General features: G+C 72.8%; 23 protein-coding genes. 9 read left to right on the top strand and 14 right to left on the bottom strand.

All coding sequences use genetic code 11. The features are described 5' to 3' along the window. Positions 1 to 47: 47 nt before the first annotated feature. Complete coding sequence (locus HNP84_RS36405; protein WP_185054562.1) at positions 48 to 755, top strand: hypothetical protein; 708 nt, start codon at positions 48 to 50, stop codon at positions 753 to 755. Here the strand turns inward: HNP84_RS36405 and HNP84_RS36400 are convergent, their stop codons facing one another. Next, positions 756 to 1403, bottom strand: a complete 648-nt coding sequence (locus tag HNP84_RS36400; protein WP_185054561.1) for a response regulator — start codon at positions 1401 to 1403, stop codon at positions 756 to 758. Between the two features lie 4 nt (positions 1404 to 1407). Beyond that, positions 1408 to 2619: a GAF domain-containing sensor histidine kinase gene (locus HNP84_RS36395; protein WP_246519150.1), complete on the bottom strand. Its 1212-nt coding sequence runs from the start codon at positions 2617 to 2619 to the stop codon at positions 1408 to 1410. Positions 2620 to 2741: 122 nt separating this feature from the next. Here HNP84_RS36395 and HNP84_RS36390 point away from each other — a divergent pair, with 122 nt between their 5' ends. From HNP84_RS36390 to HNP84_RS36375, 4 genes are all read left to right on the top strand, one after another. Next, complete coding sequence (locus tag HNP84_RS36390; RefSeq protein ID WP_185054560.1) at positions 2742 to 3431, top strand: SDR family NAD(P)-dependent oxidoreductase; 690 nt, start codon at positions 2742 to 2744, stop codon at positions 3429 to 3431. Positions 3432 to 3478: 47 nt separating this feature from the next. After that, complete coding sequence (locus HNP84_RS36385) at positions 3479 to 4489, top strand: S-adenosylmethionine:tRNA ribosyltransferase-isomerase (protein WP_185054559.1); 1011 nt, start codon at positions 3479 to 3481, stop codon at positions 4487 to 4489. Between the two features lie 172 nt (positions 4490 to 4661). Next, entirely contained in the window at positions 4662 to 5246 is a 585-nt protein-coding gene (locus tag HNP84_RS36380; RefSeq protein WP_185054558.1) for a DUF11 domain-containing protein, read from the top strand. Between the two features lie 291 nt (positions 5247 to 5537). Next, positions 5538 to 6116 (top strand): DUF11 domain-containing protein, encoded by a 579-nt coding sequence (locus HNP84_RS36375; RefSeq protein ID WP_185054557.1) that lies wholly within the window; start codon positions 5538 to 5540, stop codon positions 6114 to 6116. A 23-nt stretch (positions 6117 to 6139) separates the two neighbouring features. On the opposite strand, the gene HNP84_RS36370 is transcribed toward HNP84_RS36375, so the two are convergent. Together HNP84_RS36370 and HNP84_RS36365 are read right to left on the bottom strand one after the other, a co-directional pair. Continuing rightward, on the bottom strand, positions 6140 to 7096 hold the full coding sequence (locus HNP84_RS36370) for a lysophospholipid acyltransferase family protein (protein WP_221337201.1): 957 nt from the start codon (positions 7094 to 7096) through the stop codon (positions 6140 to 6142). A gap of 2 nt (positions 7097 to 7098) precedes the next feature. Further along, entirely contained in the window at positions 7099 to 7875 is a 777-nt protein-coding gene (locus HNP84_RS36365) for a GNAT family N-acetyltransferase (protein ID WP_185054555.1), read from the bottom strand. Positions 7876 to 8029: 154 nt separating this feature from the next. Between HNP84_RS36365 and serB the strand changes: the two genes are divergently transcribed. Then, complete coding sequence (serB, locus tag HNP84_RS36360; RefSeq protein ID WP_185054554.1) at positions 8030 to 9253, top strand: phosphoserine phosphatase SerB; 1224 nt, start codon at positions 8030 to 8032, stop codon at positions 9251 to 9253. Here serB and HNP84_RS36355 read toward each other — a convergent pair. The 4 genes from HNP84_RS36355 to HNP84_RS36340 all read right to left on the bottom strand — a co-directional run bounded on the left by HNP84_RS36355 (position 9246) and on the right by HNP84_RS36340 (position 14620). Further along, positions 9246 to 9764 carry a SixA phosphatase family protein gene (locus HNP84_RS36355; RefSeq protein WP_185054553.1) on the bottom strand — a complete coding sequence of 173 codons (519 nt, stop codon included), beginning with the start codon at positions 9762 to 9764 and terminating at the stop codon, positions 9246 to 9248. The genes serB and HNP84_RS36355 overlap by 8 nt on opposite strands. Positions 9765 to 10000: 236 nt before the next feature. Then, positions 10001 to 12331 (bottom strand): sodium-translocating pyrophosphatase, encoded by a 2331-nt coding sequence (locus HNP84_RS36350; RefSeq protein WP_185054552.1) that lies wholly within the window; start codon positions 12329 to 12331, stop codon positions 10001 to 10003. Positions 12332 to 13820: 1489 nt separating this feature from the next. After that, a complete protein-coding gene (locus tag HNP84_RS36345; protein ID WP_185054551.1) occupies positions 13821 to 14267 on the bottom strand; it encodes an ATP-binding protein in 447 nt (148 codons plus the stop codon). A gap of 2 nt (positions 14268 to 14269) precedes the next feature. Beyond that, on the bottom strand, positions 14270 to 14620 hold the full coding sequence (locus HNP84_RS36340) for an STAS domain-containing protein (RefSeq protein WP_111171502.1): 351 nt from the start codon (positions 14618 to 14620) through the stop codon (positions 14270 to 14272). A 156-nt stretch (positions 14621 to 14776) separates the two neighbouring features. Between HNP84_RS36340 and HNP84_RS36335 the strand changes: the two genes are divergently transcribed. Continuing rightward, positions 14777 to 17164 (top strand): DNA 3'-5' helicase SftH, encoded by a 2388-nt coding sequence (locus tag HNP84_RS36335; RefSeq protein WP_185054550.1) that lies wholly within the window; start codon positions 14777 to 14779, stop codon positions 17162 to 17164. Here the strand turns inward: HNP84_RS36335 and HNP84_RS36330 are convergent. Continuing rightward, positions 17118 to 17738: a maleylpyruvate isomerase N-terminal domain-containing protein gene (locus HNP84_RS36330; RefSeq protein WP_185054549.1), complete on the bottom strand. Its 621-nt coding sequence runs from the start codon at positions 17736 to 17738 to the stop codon at positions 17118 to 17120. The two genes, HNP84_RS36335 and HNP84_RS36330, sit on opposite strands and share 47 nt — an antisense overlap. Before the next feature lie 73 nt (positions 17739 to 17811). On the opposite strand from HNP84_RS36330, the gene HNP84_RS36325 reads away from it, so the two are divergent. Then, positions 17812 to 18858: an aldo/keto reductase gene (locus HNP84_RS36325; RefSeq protein ID WP_185054548.1), complete on the top strand. Its 1047-nt coding sequence runs from the start codon at positions 17812 to 17814 to the stop codon at positions 18856 to 18858. Position 18859: 1 nt separating this feature from the next. On the opposite strand, the gene HNP84_RS36320 is transcribed toward HNP84_RS36325, so the two are convergent. Next, positions 18860 to 19234 (bottom strand): DUF6841 family protein, encoded by a 375-nt coding sequence (locus HNP84_RS36320; RefSeq protein WP_185054547.1) that lies wholly within the window; start codon positions 19232 to 19234, stop codon positions 18860 to 18862. 84 nt (positions 19235 to 19318) lie between these two features. Here HNP84_RS36320 and HNP84_RS36315 point away from each other — a divergent pair, with 84 nt between their 5' ends. After that, positions 19319 to 19768: a helix-turn-helix transcriptional regulator gene (locus HNP84_RS36315; protein ID WP_185054546.1), complete on the top strand. Its 450-nt coding sequence runs from the start codon at positions 19319 to 19321 to the stop codon at positions 19766 to 19768. Here HNP84_RS36315 and HNP84_RS36310 read toward each other — a convergent pair. From HNP84_RS36310 to HNP84_RS55485, 4 genes are all read right to left on the bottom strand, one after another. Continuing rightward, positions 19758 to 20519 (bottom strand): phosphotransferase, encoded by a 762-nt coding sequence (locus HNP84_RS36310; RefSeq protein ID WP_185054545.1) that lies wholly within the window; start codon positions 20517 to 20519, stop codon positions 19758 to 19760. The two genes, HNP84_RS36315 and HNP84_RS36310, sit on opposite strands and share 11 nt — an antisense overlap. A gap of 265 nt (positions 20520 to 20784) precedes the next feature. Beyond that, a complete protein-coding gene (locus HNP84_RS36305; protein ID WP_221337199.1) occupies positions 20785 to 21399 on the bottom strand; it encodes an HAD family hydrolase in 615 nt (204 codons plus the stop codon). A gap of 447 nt (positions 21400 to 21846) precedes the next feature. Further along, complete coding sequence (gene rpmF, locus HNP84_RS36300; RefSeq protein ID WP_185054543.1) at positions 21847 to 22041, bottom strand: 50S ribosomal protein L32; 195 nt, start codon at positions 22039 to 22041, stop codon at positions 21847 to 21849. Between the two features lie 1153 nt (positions 22042 to 23194). Beyond that, on the bottom strand, positions 23195 to 24088 hold the full coding sequence (locus HNP84_RS55485) for a helix-turn-helix transcriptional regulator (RefSeq protein ID WP_281396394.1): 894 nt from the start codon (positions 24086 to 24088) through the stop codon (positions 23195 to 23197). Positions 24089 to 24441 lie beyond the last annotated feature (353 nt).

The following is a 24441-nucleotide window of genomic DNA, read 5'->3' as shown; positions in this document are numbered from 1 at the left end:
CAATCCCTCCCATAGCCTCCCAAACCACGTTTACGCCCGGAGACGCCATGCGCCGACAACTCGGCACTCTCATCGGGATCGGCCTCGTCGCTCCCCTCGCCTTCGCCCCGCCCGCCGCGGCCAAGACGGCCGACGCCTCCGTGACCGCGCCGAACGCCGCGCCGAACGCCGCGCCTAAGACCGCGCCGAAGACCGCCGGCGCGACGCTCGACGACCCGTACTCGAAGTTCCAGGTCTCGCTGTCCTACACCAAGCGCACCAAGCGCGGCGGCAAGATCACCTACTCGATCCGGGCCAAGAACCTCGGCCCCCACTACGCCGACTACTACTGGATCGGCGGCCAGGTGCCGAAGGGCGTCAAGCCCACCCTCTACTGGGACGGCCCCAAGGGCACCAAGTGCTCCTGGGAGGGGCAGTGGTTCTGGTGCTGGGGGCCCTACGTGCTCTACAAGGGCCAGACCGACTGGCTGAAGTTCCAGGTGACGCTGAAGAAGAACACCAAGGGCACCGCCGTGGCCAAGCTCGGCATCCTCGCCTACGACGTGCCCACCGGCGCCACCGGGCTGAGCGAGGAGGAGCTGGACCGCATCGGCGGCGTCCAGGGCTGGCGGTTCCTGAAGACCGCCAAGACCGCGATCGTCTGGCCGAAGCCGCCGCGCCGTGACACCGGCTACACGCCGTCGCCGCTGCCGCCGCAGCCCGACTGGACCCCGCCGAAGAAGAACGTGGAGCGCAACGAGAAGAAGGACACCTGATCAGGCCAGTCCGTTGCGCACGGCGTACAGGGCCGCCTGGGTGCGGTCCTGTACGCCGAGTTTCATCAGCACGTTGGACACGTGCGTCTTGACCGTCTTCTCGGCCACGGTCAGCTCCCGGGCGATCTCCCGGTTGGAGCGGCCGGAGGCCAGCAGGCGCAGCACCTCGCGCTCCCGCTCGGTCAGCGGGACCGCCGCCTCGGGGGCGGGCGCCTCGGGCGCCGGGGCCGCGGCTCCCGCCAGCACCGCCTCCGCCGCCTCCGGGGCCAGCAGCACCTGGCCGCGCGCCACCGCCCTGATCGCCTGCACCAGCGCCGGCGGATCGACGTCCTTGTAGAGGAACCCGGAGGCCCCCGCCCGCATGGCCGGGGCCACGTCGCCGCGGTCGCTGACCGAGGTCAGCACCAGCACGCGTACGCTCAGCCCGCGCGCGGCCAGCTCGGTCAGCGTGCCGAGCCCGTCGAGCACCGGCATGCGCAGGTCGAGCAGGAGCACGTCGGGGGCATGCTCGGCCACGAGCTCCACGGCCTGCGCCCCGTCGGCCGCCTCGCCGACCACGCTCACGTCGTCCTGCAAGTCGAGGTACGTGCGCAGCCCTTCCCGCACGATCGGATGATCGTCCGCGATCACCACCCTGATCTCCGCCACCGCGTCACACCTCCATCCGCACCGTGGTGCCCTCGCCGGGACGGGACGCGACCTCCACCCTGCCGCCCACGGCCTCGGCCCGGTCACGCATCGACGCCAGCCCGAGCCCCCGGGCGGGCGGGACCGCCGCGTCGAACCCGGTGCCGTCGTCGCGCACTTCGAGCGCCAGCCGGCCGCCGTCACCGCGCTCCAGGCGTACCGAGACCGTGGAGCAGCCGGAGTGGCGCAGCGCGTTGTGCAGGGCCTCCTGGGCCACGCGCAGCACCGCGACCTCGACCTCGGGCTCCAGGTTCTCCGGCAGGTCCCGCACCGAGCCCTCGAAGACCACGCTCACCGGGTGGATGCGGTCGAGCAGGCGCACGTGCTTGCGCAGGGTCTCGGCCAGGCCGTGCCGGTCCAGCTCGGCGGGGCGCAGCTCCACGATGACCGCGCGCAGCTCGGCCAGCGCCTCGCCGGCGAGCCGCTGCACCCGGTCCAGCTCGGCCGCGGCCCGCTCGGGGGCGCTGGTCAGCAGCGCGCCCGCGGTCTGCGCGGCCAGCCGCAGCGAGAACAGCTTCTGGGTGACCGCGTCGTGCAGCTCGCGCGCCATCCGGGTGCGCTCCTCGACCAGGGCCAGCTCCCGGCCGCGCTCGTAGAGCCGGGCGTTGGTCAGCGCGATGGCGGCGTGCGCGGCGAACAGCGTCAGCAGTTCCTGGTCGGCCTCGGTGAACCCGCCGGGCGTGCGCTTGTTGGACAGGAAGATGATGCCCAGCACGGCCTCGCCGTCCCTGATCGGCACGCCCAGGAAGTCCTTGACCACCGGGTGGGCCCGGGGCCACCACTCGAAACGCGGGTCCTTGCGGATGTCGGGCAGGCGCACCGGCTGGGCCTCGCGCAGCATCGCGCCGAGCATGCCGTGCTGGCGCGGGGTGGGCCCGATGGCCTCCCACTGCTCGTCGGTGATGCCCTCGGCGACGAACTCGGCGAACGCGCCCTTGTCGTCGGGCACGCCGAGCGCCGCGTACCGGGCGTCGAGCAGGCGCTGCGCGGAACGGACGATGACCTGGAGCACCTCGCGCACCGACAGGTGGCGGGTGACCGAGAGCACGGCCGAGCTGACCGCGTGCAGCACCTCGTCGCGCTCCACCTCGTGCCGGTTCGCCACGTCGCGGTCCATCGCGTCGGGGTTCATCGCGTCGGGGTTCAGCGCCTCCCGGTTCATCGCGTCCCGGTTCATAGGCACACCTTAGGCGCATCGCGGGCGCGGGCCATGGGGCGGCGGTCCTACGCCCATGTGCGCAGGCGTACCCGGTCCCGGGGCCGATGCCCGGCCCCGGGACCGGTGCCTAACGTCGGGGCATGACGAGAAACGCACTGATCACCGGCGCCTCCCGGGGCCTCGGCCGGGCCCTGGCCGGCGCCCTCGCCGCCGACGGCTGGCGGCTCGTGCTCACCGCGCGCGGCGCGGAGGACCTGGAGAAGGCGGCGGCGGAGCTGGGCCACGCCGCCGTGACCGCCCTGCCCGGCGACGTGGCCGACCCGGGCCACCGCGACCGCCTGGCCGAGGCCGCCGCCGCGCTGGGCGGCCTGGACCTGCTGGTCAACAACGCCTCCGGGCTCGGCCCCACGCCGCTGCCCAAGCTGGCCGACTATCCCGTACGCGAGCTGCTCGACCTGTTCTCGGTCAACGTGCTGGCCCCGCTCGCGCTGCTCCAGCTCACGCTGCCCGGCCTGCGGGCCCGCCGGGGCGCGGTGGTGAACATCTCCTCGGACGCGGCCGTCGAGGCGTACGAGGGATGGGGCGGGTACGGCGCGACCAAGGCGGCGCTGGACCAGATCTCCAACGTGCTCGCGGTGGAGGAGCCCGACGTCGCGGTCTGGTGGCTGGACCCGGGCGAGATGAACACCCGCATGCTAGCCGACGCGATCGGCCCTGGCGAGGCGGGGGGCGCCCCGGCCCCGGAGACCGTGGTCCCCACCGTCCTCCGCCTCCTCGCCGAGCGCCCGGGGAGCGGCCGGGTGGTGCACGTGAACGAGCGGAGCGAGTGAACGATGGAACACGCGGTTTCACTCGTGGCGCCGGCGAAGGAGTCGGCATGAGCGTGGAGTTCGCGCTTCCGCCGGTCCGGGAGGCGCACGAACCTCCCGAGGCGCGGGGGCTGCCCCGCGACGGCGTACGGCTGCTGGTCTCGCGCCGCGACACCGGCGCGATCGAGCACCACGCGTTCACCGACCTGCCCGGCCTGCTCGCCCCCGGCGACCTGCTCGTGGTGAACAACTCCGCCACGCTGCCGGCCGCCGTCCGCCTGGACCGCCTGGCCGTGCACTTCTCCACCGAGCGCGAGGACGGCTCGTGGCTGGTGGAGCTGCGCCGGCGTACGCCGGAGGGCACGACCGAGCCGTACGCGGGCGGCTCGCCGGGCGAGTGGCTGCCGCTGCCCGGACGCGCGACGCTGCGGCTCCTCGGCCGGGAGACGCCGCGGCTGTGGCGGGCCCGGCTCGACCGGGACGTGCCGGGGTACCTGGCCCGCTACGGCCGCCCGATCCGGTACGCGTACGTGCCGCGCGATTGGCCGCTGGCCGACTACCAGACCGTGTTCGCGACCGTGCCCGGGAGCGCCGAGATGCCGAGCGCGGGCCGCCCGTTCAGCACCGCGCTGGTGACCGCGCTGGTCGCCCGCGGGGTCACGATCGCGCCGATCACCCTGCACACGGGCGTGGCGTCGCCGGAGAAGGACGAGCCGCCGTACCGGGAGCGGTTCCGGGTGCCGGCGCCGACCGCGCGCCTGGTCAACCTGGCGCGCGAGAGCGGCGCCCGGGTGGTGGCGGTGGGCACCACGGTGGTGCGGGCCCTGGAGACCGCGGTCACGGCGGATGGCCGGGTGGAGGCCGCGGAGGGCTGGACCTCGCGGGTGGTGACGCCGCAGGACGGCGTGCGGGTGACGACAGGGCTGCTCACCGGCCTGCACGAGCCCCGGTCGAGCCACCTGATGATGCTCGCGGCGGTCGGCGGCGAGACACTGGTGTCGCGCTCGTACGAGGAGGCGCTGCGGGAGGGCTACCTGTGGCACGAGTTCGGCGACACCCACCTCATCCTGGCGTCCTGAGCGCCCTGTAGACGGCCATGTGAGACGGCCTGTGGCAGCCGCCCGTGGAACGGCCCGCGAGCGCCGTGCAGGCGGCTTCCAGCCGGACGCAAGTCGTTCCAGCCGGACGACAAGAAGATCCCAAGTCGGGCCCCGCATGCTGATCCCGGCAACGAAAACGGGGGAGAACCTGATGTCCGACTGGAGTAGCACCATGCGCCGGCACCTGTCCGTCCTCGCCGCGCTCGCCATCGGCGGGTCCGCGGCCGTCCTGGCCACGCCCGGCACCGCCGCCGCGGCCCCGGCCCACGTCCCGGCCGTGACCCCGGCGCTCGCGCCCGTGAAGGCGGGCCCGCCGCTGTCGCCGCTCAAGCTGACCGTCTACTACCCGAAGGCCGTCTACCAGGGCGGCGCGATCACCTACACCCTCAAGACCAAGAACGTCGGCGAGTACGCCACCGACATCGCCTACGTCGGCGGGCTGGTGCCCAAGGGCGTGAGCAAGGTCCGCATCATCAGCAAGCCGTCCGGCGCGTACTGCGAGCGCTCCGGCCGCGAGGTGGGCTGCCTGCTCGACACGCTCAAGCCGGGCAGGACCGCCACCATCAAGGTCAAGGCGTGGCTGAGCCGCCGCACGACCGGCAACGCGTACGCCGAGTTCGCCTCCGCCTCCATCGACGTCCCGGCCGGCCAGCCCGAGGTGCTGGACATCTACGGCCTGGAACTGGGCACCGACCTGCGCTACGTCAAGGTCAAGACCCGCATCGTGCGCTGGTAGCCGGCCCTTTGGACCGGGGTGTCCGGCACGGTGCGGGCGCCGACCAGGGCGCGACCCACCACCGCGCGCCGGCCGAAAGCCCGTTTGGACTCGCGGGCCCTCCACCCCCCGCGCGGGATCGGGCGCCGGCAGTCGGCGTCGTGCCGGACACCCCTAACACCATGTTTGGATTGAGGTAAAGGGCGGGTAGATCTTTACGCCGCTCGGCTTCCCGTGATAGAACGCTGTGCCGTTTGCACGGGGGCCTCCGCAGCGCTCCCGTGTCACTTTCTCACCGGGAGTAAACCCCTCATGTCCCGCTCGTTGAAGAAGGTCGCCTCGCTCGCGCTGGTCACTCCGCTCGCGGGCGCCATGCTCTTCGCCGCCTCCGCCCCCGCCTCGGCCGCGCCGGTCAAGGTCGCCGCGCCCGCGAAGGCGGTCACCGCGGTCGCCGACGACCCGTACTCGGTCTTCAAGGTAAGCGTGAAGGCCCCGGCCAAGGTCAAGGCGGGCGGCAAGATCACCTACTCGATCTCCGCCAAGAACACCGGCCCGTACGTCGCCGACGCCTACTACATCGGCGGCAAGCTGCCCAAGGGCATCGTGGGCACGGTCTACTACAACGGTCCCAAGGGCACCCAGTGCGCCTGGGACGAGTCCGGCTTCTGGTGCTGGGGCGACTGGGCCCTGGAGGTCGGCGAGACCGACGCCCTGAAGATCCACGTCAAGCTGAAGAAGTCCACCAAGGGCCACGCCCGCGCCCAGCTCGGCGTCATCGCGTACGACGTGCCGACCGGCGCCGAGAACCTGAGCAAGGAGGAGCTCGACCGCATCGGCGGCATCAAGGGCTGGCTGTTCGCCAAGAACGTCAAGACCAAGATCGTCCGCTAGTGCCTGCCGCCTAGTCCCTGTCCTTACCGCACCGCGACCGGCGGCGCGGGCGCGACGCGCCCCGCCGCCGGTGGCACGCGGTGCCGCTCCGTCTGGGCCGCGGAGGGCAGCGTCGCCGAGGCGACCGACGCCTCCGCCAGCCGCGCGTACGCCCGTCGCGCGTACGCCCGCCGCGCCGGGGGCCTGCCGTTCGCGACGGGCGGCGCGAGCAGCGGGAGCAGGGTCACCTCGACCACCAGACCGCGCAGCCCGATCACCCGCCGCACGGAACTGACCAGGGTGTCGTCTCCGACGAACGCCGCCGCGTAGGTGCGTGTACGCCCGCCGCCGGCCGGCACCTCGAAGCGGAGCGCGATCGGGCGCACGACGGCGCCCGCGTCCAGGGCCGCCTGGAACACCGCGGGCCGGAACGCGCCCATGCCGCGCCCGCACCACGTCGTACCCTCGGGGAAGGCCGCCACGGACTGGCCCGCGGCGAGCGCCGCCGCGACCTCGCGCACGGCCCCGGGCAGCGCCGAGAGCCGGTCCCGGTCGATGAACAGCGCGCCCGACCCGCCGGCGAGCAGGCCGATCAGCGGCCAGCGGCGCACCTCGCGCTTGGCCAGCACCCGGCACGGCACCGACGCCGCGATCACCAGCGGGTCCAGCCACGACACGTGGTTGGCCACGACCAGCGTCCCGGCCGCCGGGCCCGCCTCCCCCTCGGCCGCGGGCTCCCCGGCGCCCGCGATGAAGGTGAACCCCCGTCGCACCTCCACCCGCACGCCGATCGCGCGCAGCAGCACCCGCGACCACAGCATCGTGATCCTGATCCGGCCCGCCGTGCCCAGCCCGGCCGCGAGCACGGCCAGCGGCAGCCCGGCCAGCACCACCAGGGCCCCCGCGAGGACCCGCGCGACCCGCACCCACCCGGGAGCCGCCAGGCCCCCCTGATCGGCCACACACGCGGCGGGGGTGCACGGCGCCACGGGCACCCACATGTTCACGACTCCACACCCAGGAAGTGCCGCAGGTAGCGGGTGTCCACGTTGGCCAGCGAGAGCAGCACGAAGAAGTCGGCGCTGTGGAAGTCGGGGTCGTACGCCGGCGGCCCGCACACCCACGAGCCGAGCCGCAGGTAGCCGCGCAGCAGCGCGGGCATCTGGAACCCGTCCGGCCGCTCGATGCCCTCCGGCGACCAGGGCCGGTGCGGCACCAGCCGGTACGCCTGAGGCGCGAGATGCCGCGTCATCACCCGGTCGTGCACCGCCGCCGCGAGCGGCTCGTCGGTGAGCGGCACCGAGCAGCACCCGCCCAGCCACGAGTAGCCGCCCTCCACCATGTAGCGGGCGATCCCCGCCCACATCAGGCCCACCACCGCGCCGCCCCGGTGCTCGGCGTGCACGCACGACCTGCCCACCTCGACCAGGCCCTTCCTGATCCCCGACAGCGGCCCGAGGTCGAACTCGGTCTCGGAGTACAGCCGGTCGGAGCGGCCCGGGGCGAGCAGCCGGTAGGTCCCCACGACCTGCCCGGTGGCGCTCTCGCGGACCAGGAGGTGGTCGCAGTAGGCGTCGAAGCGGTCGCCGTCCACGCCGGTCATGGGCGTGTCGAGCCGGGCGCCCATCTCCCCGGCGAAGACCTGGTAGCGCAGCCGCTGCGCGTCCAGGACGTCGGCGGCGGTCTGGGCCAGGCTCACCGTGTAGCGTCCCCGGGGGTCGGCGATGGCCGCGGAGCCGGCGGCGGCGCGGCGGGTCACGGGTGAGGGAGTGATCGTCATGGCCGGCTGTCCTCCTTGTTCTCCCAACCGCACCCATGAAGACATGGGAAAATGGCCACAGCCCGACGCGTACACGGCACACTCAGCGACGGCAGGCGTCCGAATGATGAACCCCGTCAACGACCGTTCAGAGGGCCAAGTACCGTTGGAGGAGATGAATCAGCGCACTCTCCTGATCACGCTTACCGGGCCTGACCGACCCGGCGTGACCTCTCGGCTCTTCTCGGTGCTCGCCGGGTTCCCGGTGACCGTGGCCGATGTGGAGCAGGTCGTCATCCGCGGACGCCTCACCCTGGGCGTCCTCGTCGCATACGCCGGGGGCCCGCCCACCGGGACCGGTGGCACGCTCGGGGCCCTGTGGACGGCCGTCGAGCGCATCGCCGAAGACCTGGGCATGGAGCTTGAGCTCTCCACCGGCTCGATGGCCAAGGAGCAGCGGCGCCGCGGACGCCTGCACGTCAGCGTGCTCGGCGCCCCGCTGCAGCCCGCCGCGATGGCCGGCATCGCGGGGCGCATCGCCGCCGCCGGGGCCAACATCGACCGGATCGAGCGGCTGGCCCACTACCCCGTCACCTGCATCGAGCTGGCCGTGTCGGGGGCCGACCCCGACGCGCTGCGCGCCGCGCTGTCCATCGAGGCCGCAGCGCAGCAGGTGGACGTCGCGGTGCAGCGCTCCGGGCTGTACCGGCGGGCCAAGAAGCTCATCGTCATGGACGTCGACTCGACGCTGATCCAGGGCGAGGTCATCGAGCTGCTGGCCCGGCACGCCGGGTGCCTGGACGAGGTGGAGAAGGTCACCGCCGCCGCCATGCGCGGCGAGCTCGACTTCGCCGCCTCGCTGCGCGAGCGGGTCGCGCTGCTCGCCGGGCTGTCCGAGGACGTCTTCGAGCGGGTGCGTTCGGAGGTCGTGCTCACCCCCGGGGCGCGGACCCTGGTGCGCACGCTCAAGCGGCTCGACTACCGCTTCGCCATCGTCAGCGGCGGCTTCACCCAGATCACCGACTCGCTGGTGGCGGAGCTGGGCATCGACTACTCCGCGGCCAACACCCTGGAGGTCGTGGACGGCAAGCTGACCGGGCGGGTCATCGGTGAGATCGTCGATCGGCCGGGCAAGGCCCGCGCCCTGGAGCGCTTCGCCGCCCAGGCGGGCATCCCGATCAACCAGACCGTCGCCATCGGCGACGGCGCCAACGACCTGGACATGATCGCCGCGGCGGGGCTGGGCATCGCCTTCAACGCCAAGCCGGTCGTGCGCCAGGCCGCCGACACCGCGGTCACCGTGCCCTACCTCGACTCGATCCTCTACCTGCTCGGCATCCCGCGCGCCGAGGTCGAGGCCGCCGACGCCGAGGACGGCCTGCACACGACCCTCACCTGACCTCGGTCTTGGGGTTCCAGCGCGTGGTGGCGTGGCCGGAGTCGAGCATGGACCACGCGCCGTCGGCCTCGATGACCGCGAAGGCCCCCGGCGGGAAGCCGGGGTCGCCGTCGCGGGTGGTCAGGCCCATGACCAGCTCGTGCACGCCCGGGTTGTGCCCGACCAGCATCAGGGTGCGCACGCCGGGGTCGGTCGCGCGGATCAGGTCGAGCAGCTCGTCGGCGTACGCCTCGTAGATCCCGCGCGGGAACTCCACCGGCGCGTCGGGGGCCAGCTCGACCAGGGCCAGCTCCGCCGTACGCCGGGTGCGCACGGAGGGGGAGCACAGCACCAGGTCCGGGCGCAGGGCGAGGGCGCGCAGGGTCTCGCCCACCCGCTTGGCGTCGCGCTCGCCGCGCCCGGTCAGCGGGCGCTCGCGGTCGGCCAGGCCGGGGATGTGCGCGGCCTTGCAGTGCCGCAGCACGATAAGGGTGCGGTGCCGTCCGCCGTTCGTGTCCTGTTCGCCCGTCATCGCCTCAGCTCCCATTGGCGGCCCAGATCGCGATGGCGGCGATGCCGGCCAGCACCGCCATCATGACCAGCAGGATGATCGCCAGGGTCTTCGCCCCGGAGGGACGATCGGGTCCGGTCACCGTGCGGCCCCCCTTCGTTCACCGTTCGCGACCAAGTTTCGCATCCCCCGGACGCGGTGCGGCCCGCGGTCCCGGCGAGGGGACCGCGGGCCGCGATGCCCGCCGAACGAGGGGGTCAGCTACCGACCGGCTCCGGCTCGCGCTCCTCGCTCTCGGGGGAGGGCGCGGCGCTGGCCGAGCGGCGCTTGGAGATCACGATCACGCCGACCACGACCGCGACCGCGACGATCGAGATGACGACGCGCAGCACGGCGTTGTCGGCGTAGACCACGACCGCGGGCGCGATCAGCAGCGCCACCAGGTTCATCACCTTGATCAGCGGGTTGATCGCCGGGCCCGCGGTGTCCTTGAACGGGTCGCCGACGGTGTCGCCGATCACGGTGGCGGCGTGGGCCTCGGAGCCCTTGCCGCCGTGGTGGCCGTCCTCGACCAGCTTCTTGGCGTTGTCCCAGGCGCCGCCGGAGTTGGCCAGGAACACCGCCATCAGGGTGCCGGCCGCGATGGCGCCGGCGAGGTAGGCGCCGAGCGAGGCGTAGCCGAGGGCGAAGCCGACCGCGATCGGGGTCATCACCGCGAGCAGGCCGGGCGTGGCCAGCTCGCGCAGCGAGTCGCGGGTGCAGATGTCCACGACGCGGCCGTACTCGGGCTTCTCGGTGCCGTCCATGATGCCGGGCTTGGTGCGGAACTGCTCGCGCACCTCGAACACCACCCGCATGGCCGCGCGGCCCACGGCCATGATCGCCAGGCCGGAGAACATGAACACCACGGCCGCGCCGATCACCAGGCCGACCAGCACGTTGGGCGCGTCAACGCCCAGGCTGAACACCTGGAAGGTGCCCAGCGCCTCCTTGACCGAGGCGCTGGCCGCGGCCAGCTCGCTCTCCACGGCGGTGCGGAACGCGCCGAACAGCGCGGTCGCCGCCAGCACCGCCGTCGCGATGGCGATGCCCTTGGTGATCGCCTTGGTGGTGTTGCCGACCGCGTCGAGCGAGGTGAGCACCTGGGCGCCCTCGCCCTCCACGTCGCCGGACATCTCGGCGATGCCCTGCGCGTTGTCGGAGACGGGGCCGAAGGTGTCCATGGAGACGATGACGCCGACCGTGGTCAGCAGGCCGGTGCCGGCGAGCGCGACCGCGAACAGCGCGATGGTGACGTTGCCGAAGCCGAGCAGGAACGCCCCGTACACCGCGGCGCCGATGATCAGCGCGGAGTACACCGCGGACTCCAGGCCGACGCTGACGCCGGCGAGGATGACGGTGGCCGGGCCGGTGCGCGAGCTCTCGCCGATCTCCCGGACCGGGCGCCGGTTGGTCTCGGTGAAGTAGCCGGTGAGGATCTGGATCAGGCTGGCGAGCACCAGGCCGATCAGCACCGCGCCGATCGCGATGAGCCGCGGGTCGGCGGTGAGCCCGGCGATCTCGGCGCTGACGCCGGTCAGCTCGGAGAAGCGGGCCGGCAGGAACAGGAACGCCGCGGCGGCGACGAGCACCGCGGAGATCGCGGCGGAGATGAAGAAGCCGCGGTTGATGGCGGCCATGCCGTTACGGTCGCCGTCGCGCGGCGCGGTGACGAAGATGCCGATCACCGCGGTGATCACACCGATCATCGGCACCAGCAGCGGGAAGACCAGGCCCTCGGCGCCGAAGGCGACCTTGCCCAGGATGAGGCTGGCGACCAGCATGACCGCGTACGACTCGAACAGGTCGGCCGCCATGCCCGCGCAGTCGCCGACGTTGTCGCCCACGTTGTCGGCGATGGTGGCGGCGTTGCGCGGGTCGTCCTCGGGGATGCCCTGCTCGACCTTGCCGACGAGGTCGGCGCCGACGTCGGCCGCCTTGGTGAAGATGCCGCCGCCGACTCGCATGAACATGGCGAGCAGCGCGGCGCCGAAGCCGAAGCCTTCGAGCACGGCGGGCGCGTCGCCCTTGTAGATGAGCACCACGATGGCCGCGCCCAGCAGGCCCAGGCCCACGGTGAACATGCCCGCCACGCCACCGGTCCTGAACGCGATCCGCATCGCGCGCTTCTCACCCGACTCGCGGGCCGCGGCGGCGACGCGCACGTTGCCGCGCACCGCCAGCCACATGCCCATGAAACCGGTCAGCGCGGAGAACACCGCGCCGACCACGAAGAAGACCGACCGTCCGATCTGCACGCCGGTCGAGGGCGCCGGCAACAACAGCAGCAGAAAGGGGATCAGGACGACGAAGACGGCGAGCGTACGGAACTGCCGCGCCAGATAGGCCGCTGCGCCCTCCTGCACGGCTCGTGCGATGTTCTGCATGCGCTCGGTGCCCTGATTCGCACCGAGCACCTCGCGCACCAGACCGCCGGCGACGGCCAGCGCGAGCAGGGCTACGGCGGCGACCACGATCACGAGCGTGATGTGGTTTCCGCTCAGGGACACCGCTGTATCGTCTACGGCGGCGAGATAGGGGCCAGACATCCGTTCTCCTCGGCAAGACGGGTACGTCCTGCCCGGACGGCGCTGCGATAATCGTTCGGCGGGCGGCGGCGCGCATCCGGGTCGGTGGGCTGTGCCGCTTCCGGTTGAGTCCGCAGACCTCCCGCAGCATGTCGAAGCCCGCGGGACAAACCTTGGCCGGTGCCGGGGAGTCTACGCACGGCGACCGCGGATATGAAGGCTCTCGGCGTCTGGAATTAACGCCACGTCCGTTATTCACCGACGCTTGCCCTGGCAGTCACCCTGATTTGACCTGGCGTGCGGCATAGATCGCCACTTTTCCGGCAGATTCCGGGCCGACACTGATCCTCATTAATGCCCACCCGAATTTCCCGCCGGGCGTGGCGCGCAAGATCGCCCTTACGCCCCCCCCGAAGATCGCCCACCCCACCTCACCCACCAGACCCGCCACCACCCGCTCGTCCCCGCGCCGCCTCAGGACGCACCCGCCTCAGGACGCACCCGCTTCAGCCCGCACCCGCTTCAGCCCGCACCGGCCTCAGCCCGCACCCGCTTCAGCCTGCTGGCGTCAGCTCGCACCCGCCTCAAGCTGCACCGGCCTCAGCCGCACGCTTCAGGCCGCGCCCCTGAGCGCGCCGCACACCCCCGCCGAACGCGCCTCCGCACCGCACATCCCCAAGGCCCCCTACGACCACCACCCACAGCCTCCCGGGCCACACCGTCCGCCCGAGCCACCTCACCCCAGCGGTCCGGCCGTGCACCCATCTCAGCGTCCACCCCTGAAGGCCGCACACCCCACCGAGCGCGCCTCGGCACTCCTCCACCGGAGGCCCGCTACAACCACCTCACACCGTGCCGGCCACACGGCCCGGCCGACCGGCTCTCCGACAAGCCCGCCATCCACCCGGCCCTGCACCCACTTCAGCCCGGCCGTTGAAGGCCGCACATCCGCCGGAACCGCCTCGGCACCGCGACATCAGCCCAGGCCCGCTCCCCCTACGCACACACCATGGCGACCACACCGCACCTCAGGCCCGCGTCACCCGGCAGACCCGCCATCCGCTCGGCCCTGCCCCCGAACCCGTCTCCGCACCGTCCACCATGGCCCCCTGCAACCACCGCACACCCTGACCGCACACGGCCCGCACTCCGCCCCACCCACACCCGGCAGACCGGCCACCGTTCGGCCCGCACCCACCGGAAGGCCGCATCCACCGGAAGGCCGCATCCACCGGAAGGCCGCATGGTCGATCCGGCGAAAGGGTGAAACCTCGCCGCGCGTTCCAGGTGTGTCATTCCGTCGGCTGGGGCCGGACGCGCGACGCTCCCCCTGATCTCCCGCGGCCCCGCGACCGCTCCCGAGCCGGCGGGGCGAGTGCCGCGGGCCCGCCCGGCAGCAGGACGTTCCCTCGCAGGGCTCCAGGCATGGCTGATGGCCCGCCCCGGAGCCGCCGATCGGGTCAGGAGCGGACCTGGAAGCACGCGCCGGGGCCCGGCGGGCAGAGCAGGGTCAGGCGGGGGCGGCCAGGCCGTTGGCCGCGGCGGGCCAGCTCATGCGGATGCGCATGCCCTTGGGGCTGGCCTGGACCTCGACGTCGTCGGCCAGGCCGGCGATGACGGCGATGCCGAAGCCCGCGGCGAGCGGGTCGGGCATCATGCCCAGCGGCTGGTCCACCACGCTGGGCAGGTCGGCCTCGATGTCGTCGCTCGGCGCCACGTCCGTGACGACCACCTCGAAGCGCCCCGAATCGTCGCGCAACTCGATGCGCACGGGTTCCCCCGGGCAATGGACGCGGTGCGCCTCCACGGCCCGGGAGCACGCCTCGCCCACGGCGAGCCGTACCTCGTCAAGCAGCGACTCCTCCACCCCCGTGCGCCGCGCGATGGCGGTCGCCACGAGGCGCGCCGTACGTACATGCGCCGGGAGGGCGCTGAACGTCAGCTCGACTGTAGCCATGACTACTTGTCTCGGCCGTGGGCTTCCTTGGCCTCGTCCACCGAGGCGTAGATCCCGAAGACCTTGGTCAGGCCGGTGATGCGGAAGATCTTCAGGATGCGTTCCTGGGTGCACACGAGCTCCAGCGAGCCATCGTGCGCCCGGACCCTCTTCAAACCGCCCACGAGCACGCCAAGGCCGGTCGAGTCGAGGAAATCGACCTTCTCCATGTTGACGAGCAAGTGGAAGTTGCCCTTGTTGACCAGGTCTATCAGGAGCTCACGCAACCTCGGCGCGGTGTAGACGTCGATCTCACCCTCAACCTCGACGATGGTGAGCCGGTCCTCGGTACGGTGGTCCAACTTCAGATCCACAGATCCTCCAGCGCCTTGCCTGCGAAAAGTACTCTTCTAGGACTGGCAATCCGGAGCGTGGCCGCTCCAGAACGCAAGACCCCGACGCGCGGCATTCAACCACGGTCTGCCTCTGTGTCTATACGAAATCGCGAGTCCCGGCGACTCTGCCCGCAGATGCCAGACTGGAAACCAGTGACTACCGCAGCCTCTTACCCGCAGCGAGCAGGCTCCCTCCTGGCCGACCTGCTCGCCGGTCCCGCGCGCCGTGACCGCGTCACCCATGTGGAGCATGTTCCGGCACGTCAGGCCGGGCAGACCCGCTGGCCCGAGTGGGTGCCAGAGGCCCTGGTTACGCGCTTGGCGAACCAGGGCGTGACCGGCCTGTGGCCGCACCAGGCCGAGGCCGCCGAGCACGTTCACCGTGGCCAAAACGTGATCATCTCCACAGGCACCGCCTCGGGGAAGACCCTGGCCTACCTGGTCCCGGCGCTCACCCACGTGCTCGACGGCGGCACCGTGCTTTACCTGACGCCGACCAAGGCCCTGGCCGCCGACCAGCTCCAGAACCTGCGCGGGCTGGGGCTCGGCGCGCTGCGGGCCGCCTGCTACGACGGCGACACCCCGTACGAGGAGCGGGCGTGGGTCCGCCGCCACGCCAACTACGTCCTGACAAATCCAGACATGGTGCATCGGACGTTGCTGCCCCGGCACTCCCAGTGGTCCTCCTTCTGGCGCCGGCTCCGTATGGTCGTCGTGGACGAGTGCCACGGCTACCGCGGCGTGTTCGGCTCCCACGTCGCCCAGATCCTGCGCCGGCTGCGCCGCGTCTGCGCCCGCTACGGCACGAGCCCGGTGTTCCTGCTCGCCTCGGCCACCGCCAGCGAGCCGGCCGTGGCCGCCACCCGCCTCACCGGCCTGGACATGGCCGAAGTGGCTACAGACATGTCACCTCGCGGTGGTATGACCTTCGCCCTCTGGGAACCCCCTCTGACCGACCTGAGGGGCGAGGGCGGCGCCCCCGTACGCCGCGCCGCCACCGCCGAGACCGCCGATCTGCTCGCCGACCTCGTGGCGGCCGACGTCCGCACCCTCGCCTTCGTACGCTCCCGCCGCGCCGCCGAGACCGTCGCCCTGACCGCCAAGGCCAGGCTGCGCGAGCTCGCCCCCCACCCCGCCGAGCCCGCGAACGCCGCCTGGGAGGCGATCCCGGACGACCTGGCCGACCGGGTGGCCGCCTACCGCGCCGGCTACCTCGCCGACGACCGCCGCCTGCTGGAGAAGGCGCTGCGCTCCGGCGAGATCGTCGGCCTGGCCACCACCAACGCGCTGGAGCTGGGCATGGACGTCTCGGGCCTGGACGCGATCCTGATCGCGGGCTGGCCCGGCACCCGCGCCTCCCTGTGGCAGCAGGCCGGGCGCGCGGGCCGCGCCGGCCAGGAGGCCCTCGCCGTCCTGATCGCGCGCGACGACCCCCTCGACACCTACCTGGTGCACCACCCCGAGGCGCTGTTCGGCCGCCCCGTCGAGGCGATCGTCCTCGATCCCGACAACCCGTACATCCTCGGCCCCCATCTGTGCGCCGCGGCGGCCGAGATCCCGCTCACCCAGGCCGACCTCGACCTGTTCGGCCCGGCGGCGGCCGAGGTGCTCGACGACCTCGTCAGCCGCGGCCTGCTGCGCCGGCGCGAGTCGGGCTGGTACTGGACCCGGCGCGAACGCGCGACCGACCTGGCCGACATCCGCGGCTCCGGCGGCAGCCCGGTGCAGGTGGTCGAGGGCGACACCGGCATGCTCCTCGGCACCGTGGACGAGCCCTCGTCCCACTCCACCGTGCACGAGGGCGCCGTCTACATCCACCAGGGCGAGACCTACCTCGTCGACACCCTCGACCTCGACGCCGGCGTGGCCCTGGTCACCGCGGCCGACCCCGACTACACCACCTTCGCCCGCGACACCACCGACATCACGATCCTGGATTCGCTCCGCTCCCGGCCGCTCGGCCCCGGCGAGATCCACTTCGGCACCGTGGAGGTCACCCGGCAGGTGGTGTCGTACCTCATGCGCCGCTACCAGACGGGCGAGGTCATCGGCGAGGAGCCGCTCGACCTGCCGCCGCGCACCCTGCGCACCAGGGCCGTGTGGTGGACCCTGCCGCCCGGCCGGGTCGTCCCCCTCGTCGAGGCCGGGCACGACCTCGGCGGGGCCGCCCACGCCGCCGAGCACGCCTCGATCGGCCTGCTCCCGCTGTTCGCGACCTGCGACCGCTGGGACATCGGCGGCGTCTCCACCGAGATCCACCCCGACACCGGCCTGCTCACCGTCTTCGTCTACGACGGGCACGAAGGCGGCGCCGGCATCGCCGAGCGCGGCTACACCCGGGCCCTGGAGTGGCTGCGCGCCACCCGCGAGGCCATCGAGTCCTGCGAGTGCGACCACGGCTGCCCGTCCTGCATCCAGTCGCCGAAGTGCGGCAACGGCAACGACCCGCTGGACAAGCGGGGCGCGGTCCGCCTCCTCACGACCCTTCTGGAGGGAGAGCCGCCCGCCACACCCACGACGTGACCCGGGGGCGCCCTTCCAGCTCGCCCCGGCCGGTGGCCCACAGCAGCACGCGTACGGGATCGCCCTGGGGGGCGTCCGGGAACAGCCGGTCGAGCACGCCCGCGCACAGGGTCGCCGGCGGCTGCCACGCCACGCCGAGCCCGCGCGTGATGTCGTGGGTGTGCAGGATCGTCTCGGCGACGCCCATCGCGGCGAACCCCGCCGGGTCGCACGGCCCCCAGTGCCAGGCCCGCACCCCCGGATCGGCGGTCGCGAGCGCGGCGCTCAGCAGCCCGCCGCACGCCACCACCACCTGGATCACCTCGCCCGGCGACGCCCCCTCCGCCACCCGCAGGTCGAACGGCAGGTACGCCTCGGCCTCCCGCACGGCGCCGCCGTACGGCAGGCCGCTGCCGGCCTCGCCGGCGTGCGCGAGCTGCCCGGCGTACGCGAGCAGGTCGTGCGCGATGTGCGCGGCCGTCGTCCAGCAGCTCCACTCCAGCGGCCCGGCCGGAAGGCTCCAGTCGGCCGCCTCGTGCGGCCCCAGCACCCGCGCCATCTCCGCCACCGCGCGCCGCACGTCTCCGCCGTCCATCATCCGACCATAACGGGACGGCGCGGGGCGCGTCGCCCGTGCAAATGATCGCGTTCTGAGTATGGTGGGACACGTGGAATATCGGGCATTGGGCAAGTCGGGCCTTCGGGTGTCGGTGCTCACGATGGGCACCATGACCTTCGGCGGCACCGGCCCCTTCGCGCACGTGGGCTCGACCGGCGTGGACGAGGCGCGCCGCCAGGTCGATCGGTGCCTCGACGCCGGGATCAACCTCATCGACACCGCCGACGTCTACTCGGCCGGCATGTCCGAGGAGATCCTCGGCGAGGTGCTGAAGGGCCGGCGCGACGACGTCCTCATCGCCACCAAGGTCCGCATGACCATGGGCCCCGGCCCGAACGACGCGGGCCTGTCGCGGCACCACATCATCTCGGGCTGCGAGGCCAGCCTGCGCCGCCTCGGCACCGACCACATCGACCTCTACCAGGTGCACGAGTGGGACGGCCACACCCCGCTGGAGGAGACCCTGGAGGCCCTGGACCTCCTCGTACGCTCCGGCAAGGTCCGCTACGTCGGCACCTCCAACTACTCCGCCTGGCACCTGATGAAGGCCCTGGGCATCGCCGACCTGCGCGGCCTGCCCCGGTTCGTCAGCCAGCAGATCTACTACTCGCTGCAGGCCCGCGAGGCGGAGTACGAGCTGATCCCCGCCGCCGTGGACCAGGGCCTCGGCGTCCTGGTGTGGAGCCCGCTCGCGGGCGGCCTGCTGTCGGGCAAGTACCGCCGTGGCGTTCAGCCCTCCTCCGGCCGCCAGCTCACCGAGTGGAACGAGCCCCCGGTCTACGACCAGGACCGCCTGTACGACATCGTGGACGTCCTCGTCGCGATCGGCGAGGAGCACGGCGTCTCGGCGGCGCAGGTCGCGCTGGCGTACCTGCTGCGCAAGCCCGCCGTCACCTCCCTGGTGATCGGCGCCCGCACCGAGGAGCAACTGGCCGACAACCTGGCCGCCGCCGACCTGAAGCTGTCCGATGAGGAGATCGAGCGCCTCGACGCCGCCAGCGCGCCCCCGCTGATCTACCCCTACTGGCACCAGGCCCGCACCGCCAAGGACCGCCTGTCCCCCGCCGACCTGACCCTGCTCAAGCCGTACGTGTGAGTCACCCCGGGATCGCCACGACGACCCGGATCGCCGCCTCTCCCCCCTCGCCCAGGTGCAGGGTGTAGCGGTAGTGATCCCGCTCGCGCACCACCCCGCCGTCGTCGAGGTACTCCCACCGCACGTCCACGTCCACCAGCCGCTCCGTGACCTTGTCCACCGCACCGACCAGGGGCCGGGCCCCCACCAGCCCCTGGGCCCGGTGCCGCTCGGCGGCCCCGTCGAAGGCCCGCTTCACCTCCGCCGCCTCCTGCACGGCCAGCGAGAAGTCGTCCGCGAGAATCAGGCACGGATAGGCATAGGCCGCCGCGATCCCATCGAGATCGCCCGCAACGAGCGCAGCGGCATAGGTTGCGAAGAACTCGTCGATCCGCATACCGCGAAGCTAACGGGGCATCTCCGACAGGCTGCTGTCGGTCATACCGCCCCGTTCCCTCGCCCCCCTTCCACGGACGCCCCGATGACCCCGTCGAACCGCCCCGCGCCCTCACCGGACCAGCAGCACCTCGTGCTGCGCCGGGTCGAACGGCAGCACGCGCTCATCGAGGTGCTGCGGGCCCGCGCGCCGCGCACGACCTCCGGCCGACTGCTCGCCGAGCGCCTGGGAGTGGCGGTACGCACCGTGGAGCGCGACATCGCGCGCCTCCGGGCCGCCGGCGTCCCGATCAAGGTCCGCCCGGGTCCAGGCGGCGGGTACGCCCTCGACACCCGCCCCAGCCTCGCCCCGATCGCCCTCACACCCGGCGAGGCCGCCGCCCTCGTCGTCGCCCTGGTGGCCGTGGGGCCGTACGCGTCGGCGAGCGCGAGATCGGCCATGGACAAGCTCCTGTCCGCCCTCCACGCACCGGAGGCGCCCGCCAGGCGGCGAGGCGCACCACCGGAGGGCCCGGTCACACCGGTCACACGGTGAACGAGGCCAGTTCCACCAGCGCCCGATCGAGATCCGCCACGACCCCCCGCTCCACCAGCTCCCGGAACACCGGATCGCCACCCGGCCCGGCGGCGAGGCGGCGGACGCCGTCCGCGTGCGCCTCCACCCGCGCCCGCACCACGTCCAGGAAGTCGCCGGCGTCGCCTTCCCACCCGTACGCGCGCAGCAGCCGCCGCAGCCTGCGCGGGCGCCCGGCGAAGTCCGCGAAGCCCTCCGCCTCGACCACCCTCCGCGCGTGCAGCGGCACCCAACTGAACGCGACGAACGCCAGATCCCACTCCCGCGTCACAGGCCCGGCGAAGTCCCAGTCGAAGAACCCGGCCACCCGCCCGTCCCGCCAGACGGCGTTGTACGGCGCCGCGTCGTTGTGCCCGATCACCAGCCCGGGAGCCCACTCGCCCCCGCCCCGCCAGACCGCCCTCTCCGGCGGCACATAGTCGGCGACGGCCTCATGCAGGCCCCGCGTCCAACGGCCCACATCGTCAAGCGCGCTCTCCGCGTACACCCACGCGGGCCACGGCCTCCGAACGCCCACGGTCTCGCCGTCCAGGTACGACACCACCTCCCGCCCCTCGGCATCGAACCCCAGCGGCCGTGGCGCCCCCGCGAACCCCTTGTCCCGCAGATGCCCCAGCACACCGTGCACCGCCACCGTCCACGGCCCCGCCTGCCGCCGCACCGTGTCCCCGACCCGGTACGCACCCCCGGTGTTCCCACCGTCCAGCCACATCCGTCCCCCTCCCAAGCCCACCCTCACCAAGCAGCCCCGTCCCCACCGCCCGGACCCCCCACCCCCGGCAGCAGCCGCCTCCGCCCGCCCCCCACAAGCCTCGTCCCCGCCCTCAGCCGCATCCACCCACCACCCGCGAACCCCATCCCCAGCAGCAGCAGCAGCCGCCTCCGCCCACCGCCCACCCCCCTCGTCCCCGCCCCCAGCCACATCCCCCGGACGCCCACCCCATCCCCAGCAGAAGCCTTTCTACGAGGCCGGGCCCCTACACCCCCACAAGCGCGGCACGCAGATCCGCGACCCCGCCGTACACCACCCCGGTCATGCCCAGCGCCCGCGCGGCCTCGACGTTCTCGTCCCGGTCGTCCACGAACAGGCACCGCTCCGGAGCGGCCCCCGCGCGCTCGGCGGCGATCTCGTAGATCCGCCGCTCCGGCTTGGCCACCCCCACCAGAGCGCTGCTCACCACGTCATCGAAGAAGTGCGTCAGCCCCAGCGCGTGCAGGTCGTCCTCCAACTGCAGCGTCGCGTTCGTCACCAGCAGCACCGGCACCCGCGCCTGCGCCGCCCGCAGCAGATCGAGCACCTCCTCATCCAGCCGCACCTCAGCCCGGGTGAACGCCCGCCCCAGCTCCTCCGCCCGCTCCGCCGAGCCGTCGCCCAGCACCCCCTCCAGTTCGGCCGCGATCGACACCACCCACTCATCGACCGTGATCCGCCCCAGAACCGCCGGCCCCATCACCTCGGGCGCGAACGCGACCCTCGCCGTGGTGCCGGTCGCGATGCCGTAGGAACGTTCGAGCTCGCTCAACGCGCTCGTGTCGTAGTGCCGCACCACACCGTCGAAGTCGCACAGCACCGCGTCAAACGCAGATCCCACGAATCCCCCATCCCTCACACTCCGCCTCACCCACGCCCGCCGATCCTGCCCGATCACCCCCCGCCTCCGAAACCCCATCCAGCCCCCGGCCGTGATGCCCGGGCGGGTGACGAGACTGCGGAGGCGCACCAACCGTCCGGCCCCCACTGCGCCTGACCCGCCCCACATCGGCCCGGAGTGCGGGATGCCCAGGCTGCCCGGGGCACGCCGGGCCGCGCGGGGTGCCAGCGAGGCCCGGCATGCCCGAGATAGCCCAAGCCGAGCGAGAGGCACCCGTGGTGGCCCGAGTCACCGCGGCGAAGGAGGGCAGGAGCAGCGCACCAACCACCCAGAACCCCCACTACACCGGCCCCCACCCCGAAGGCCCGGATGCCCGAGATGGCGGGGAGCCGCCCGGTGCGCAGCGGTACGGCCGCACACCGGGCAGCGTCCCTCTCCCCGGAGCCGTCAGGCCGGGGTGGTCGGGGGGATGACCTGGCGTCCCCGGTACTGCCCGCACGCTGAGCAGACAGTATGGGGCCGCCTTGGCTTCCGGCAGGCCGGGTTCGGGCAGGTGACCAAGGTCGGAGCCGCGGTCTTCCACTGCGAGCGCCGCGCCCGCGTGTTCGCCCGCGACTTCTTCCTGAACCCTGATGCGGCCATTGGCTTCTCCTTCTGAGCTGACGTCGTGATCGGCGAATTAAGGAGAGCCGTGGCGGATCAGGACCGATCTCCGGCCGCAGGCTCAGCGCGAGTCCCACGGACGCGTACCGCTCGCCGACCGGCCGCAGCGCAGCGGCAGCCCCGAGCGGGCAAGCAACAGACGACATGGTTTCCGCACTCACATAGGCGGATGGACAGATGGACGCCGGACCGCGACGCGGCCACCGAGCGAAGGAATCAACCGGCCACGAACAGAGGTGAACAGAGGCACGGGATTCGACAGAAGCGCACCGCCAACCGGCCGATCCCGCGGATCAACCAGCGCGTTCCCGACTAACCGGGCTGATCCCGCGATTCGCAGGATCGCAGAGCTACGGTCTGTTCGCCTCGGGGCTGGACATGTGCGGCAACCTAACGGCCCCCATCACGCCTCGTCAAAGCATTTTCCCCACCCGCACACCCCGCCCTCGCGCCGCCCGTCCGCCCGCCGACACGACCGCGCCAAAGCCCTTCACTCACTGCCACCAGCAGCGATGCTCGCTCACCACCCCAGGCGACCAACCCCAAGGGCTCGCTGTCACACGCCCCTCTCCCGCCCCCGCCACGCCCACAGCCCTCGCGGAGGACTGATCAGCACACACCGGACCACAGCGTGCGAGCCACCCCGGACGCCCAGCCCACCCAGGCGGCGGCGGCAATGCGCACTCCACGGCCACCACCCACCACCTAGCGGACCACCGCACACCGCCGACGCCGACGCCGACGGCGCGAGCCGCCCGGACACCCAGGCCATCCGGGTGGCGGCGGGAATGCGCACTCCACCGCCACCAACCCCCCGGCCAGCCACCGCACGCCACCGACGCCGACAGCGCGAGCCGCCCCAAGCGCCCGGATCACCCGGACGTCGGCCGCAATGCGCACTCCATCGCCACCGCCCACCATCCACCATCCAGCCGACCATCACACGCCGCCGGTGCCGTCGCCGGTGCCGACGGGACCGGCCCCGCTCCCCCTCTCCCCCGGCCCCGATCCGCACCCCGTACCGGCGATGGCGCATCACGGATCATCCACCCCGTCACCCGAGCGATGACGGATAACCGATCACCCACCCCGTCACCCGAGCGGACGACGCAATCACCGATCACCCACCCCCTCATCCGATCGGTCGAAGAGGCGGTGGCGGTGCGCCAGGGCCGCCGCCTCGCCACGGGTGCCGGCGCCGAGCTTGGCCAGGGATGTTGGACACGTGCACGCTTGCCGTCTTGACCGAGATGAACAGCTCCTGCGCCAGTTCGCGATTGCTTCTGCCCGCCGCCACCAGCCGCAGTACCTCGAACTCCCGTGGGGTCAGTCCGAAGCGCTCCTGCTCCGCGTCCGTCCCCACGGGCATCCTGACCCGCCGGGCCATCCGCTCGATCTCCTCCAGCAGCGGCGCCGCGCGCAGGGACGCGGCGAGTTCGCCCGCCCGTCGCAGCCGTGCGCCCGCCGCCTCCCTGTCGCCGGCCCGGCCGGACGCCTCGGCCGCCCGGAGCAGCGCGTACGCCAGGTGGTGCGGCTCGCCGGCCTCCTCCCACGTGGTGACGGCGGCGTCCCACATGGCCACGTCGTGCCGGCCGGCGGCCTCCGCCTCGAACGCCACCCGCCGCGCCCGGTAGAACCGCCCCGGCGTGGCGAGCGGCCCCGCCACCTCCAGCAACCGCTCCCGTACGGCCGAGACGCGCTCCCGCCGCCCGCCACGCCCGCGCGCCGCCGCCCGGGGCTCCACGTCGGCGCAGACCCGCATCCCGGCGAGCAGGATGGGCCACAGGTACCAGGGAGTGGTCATCGGTGCGAAACGGTCGAGCGCCTCCTCGGTCGCGTCGAGCGCGCCGTCCATGTCGCCCTCGGCGTGCCCCCACGCGATCATGTTCTGGGCGAGGGCGGCGGCGCCCCAACGGGTCAAGCGAATGCCGGTGGCGAGCGTGCGCAGGTCGGCCATGAGCCGGCGGGTCTCCTCGTGCTCGCCCCGGCCCAGTGCGATGCCGGGGCCGCGTCTCGACGACCGCATCGGGCCCGCACCCATCGCGTCGGGCCCGCCTGATCACGCCCCCGGTCAGCTCTCTATGGCGAAGCCTCTCTACGGCGAAGCCAGACGTCGGTGCCCTGGCCTGAGGTGCGAACCATTAGGGCAGCCTTGATCGGCTTGCAGGCCGAGCAGCGTACGTGCAACCGGGCAAAGGGCCCAGCAGGCGTACCCGAACGTCCCGCGATCCGCCCTCTTGGGCCGATGCACGCTTCCCGCAGACCGCCGCCCTCTTCGGCCGATACACGCTTCTCGCAGACCACCCCCAGGCCGACGCACGCATCCCATAGACCACCTCCCCGGACCGACGCACGCACCCCACCAACCACCACCCCGGA

The organism is Thermocatellispora tengchongensis (assembly GCF_014202315.1).
Taxonomy (GTDB): domain Bacteria; phylum Actinomycetota; class Actinomycetes; order Streptosporangiales; family Streptosporangiaceae; genus Thermocatellispora; species Thermocatellispora tengchongensis.
This window is presented reverse-complemented; position numbering and strand designations above follow the sequence as displayed.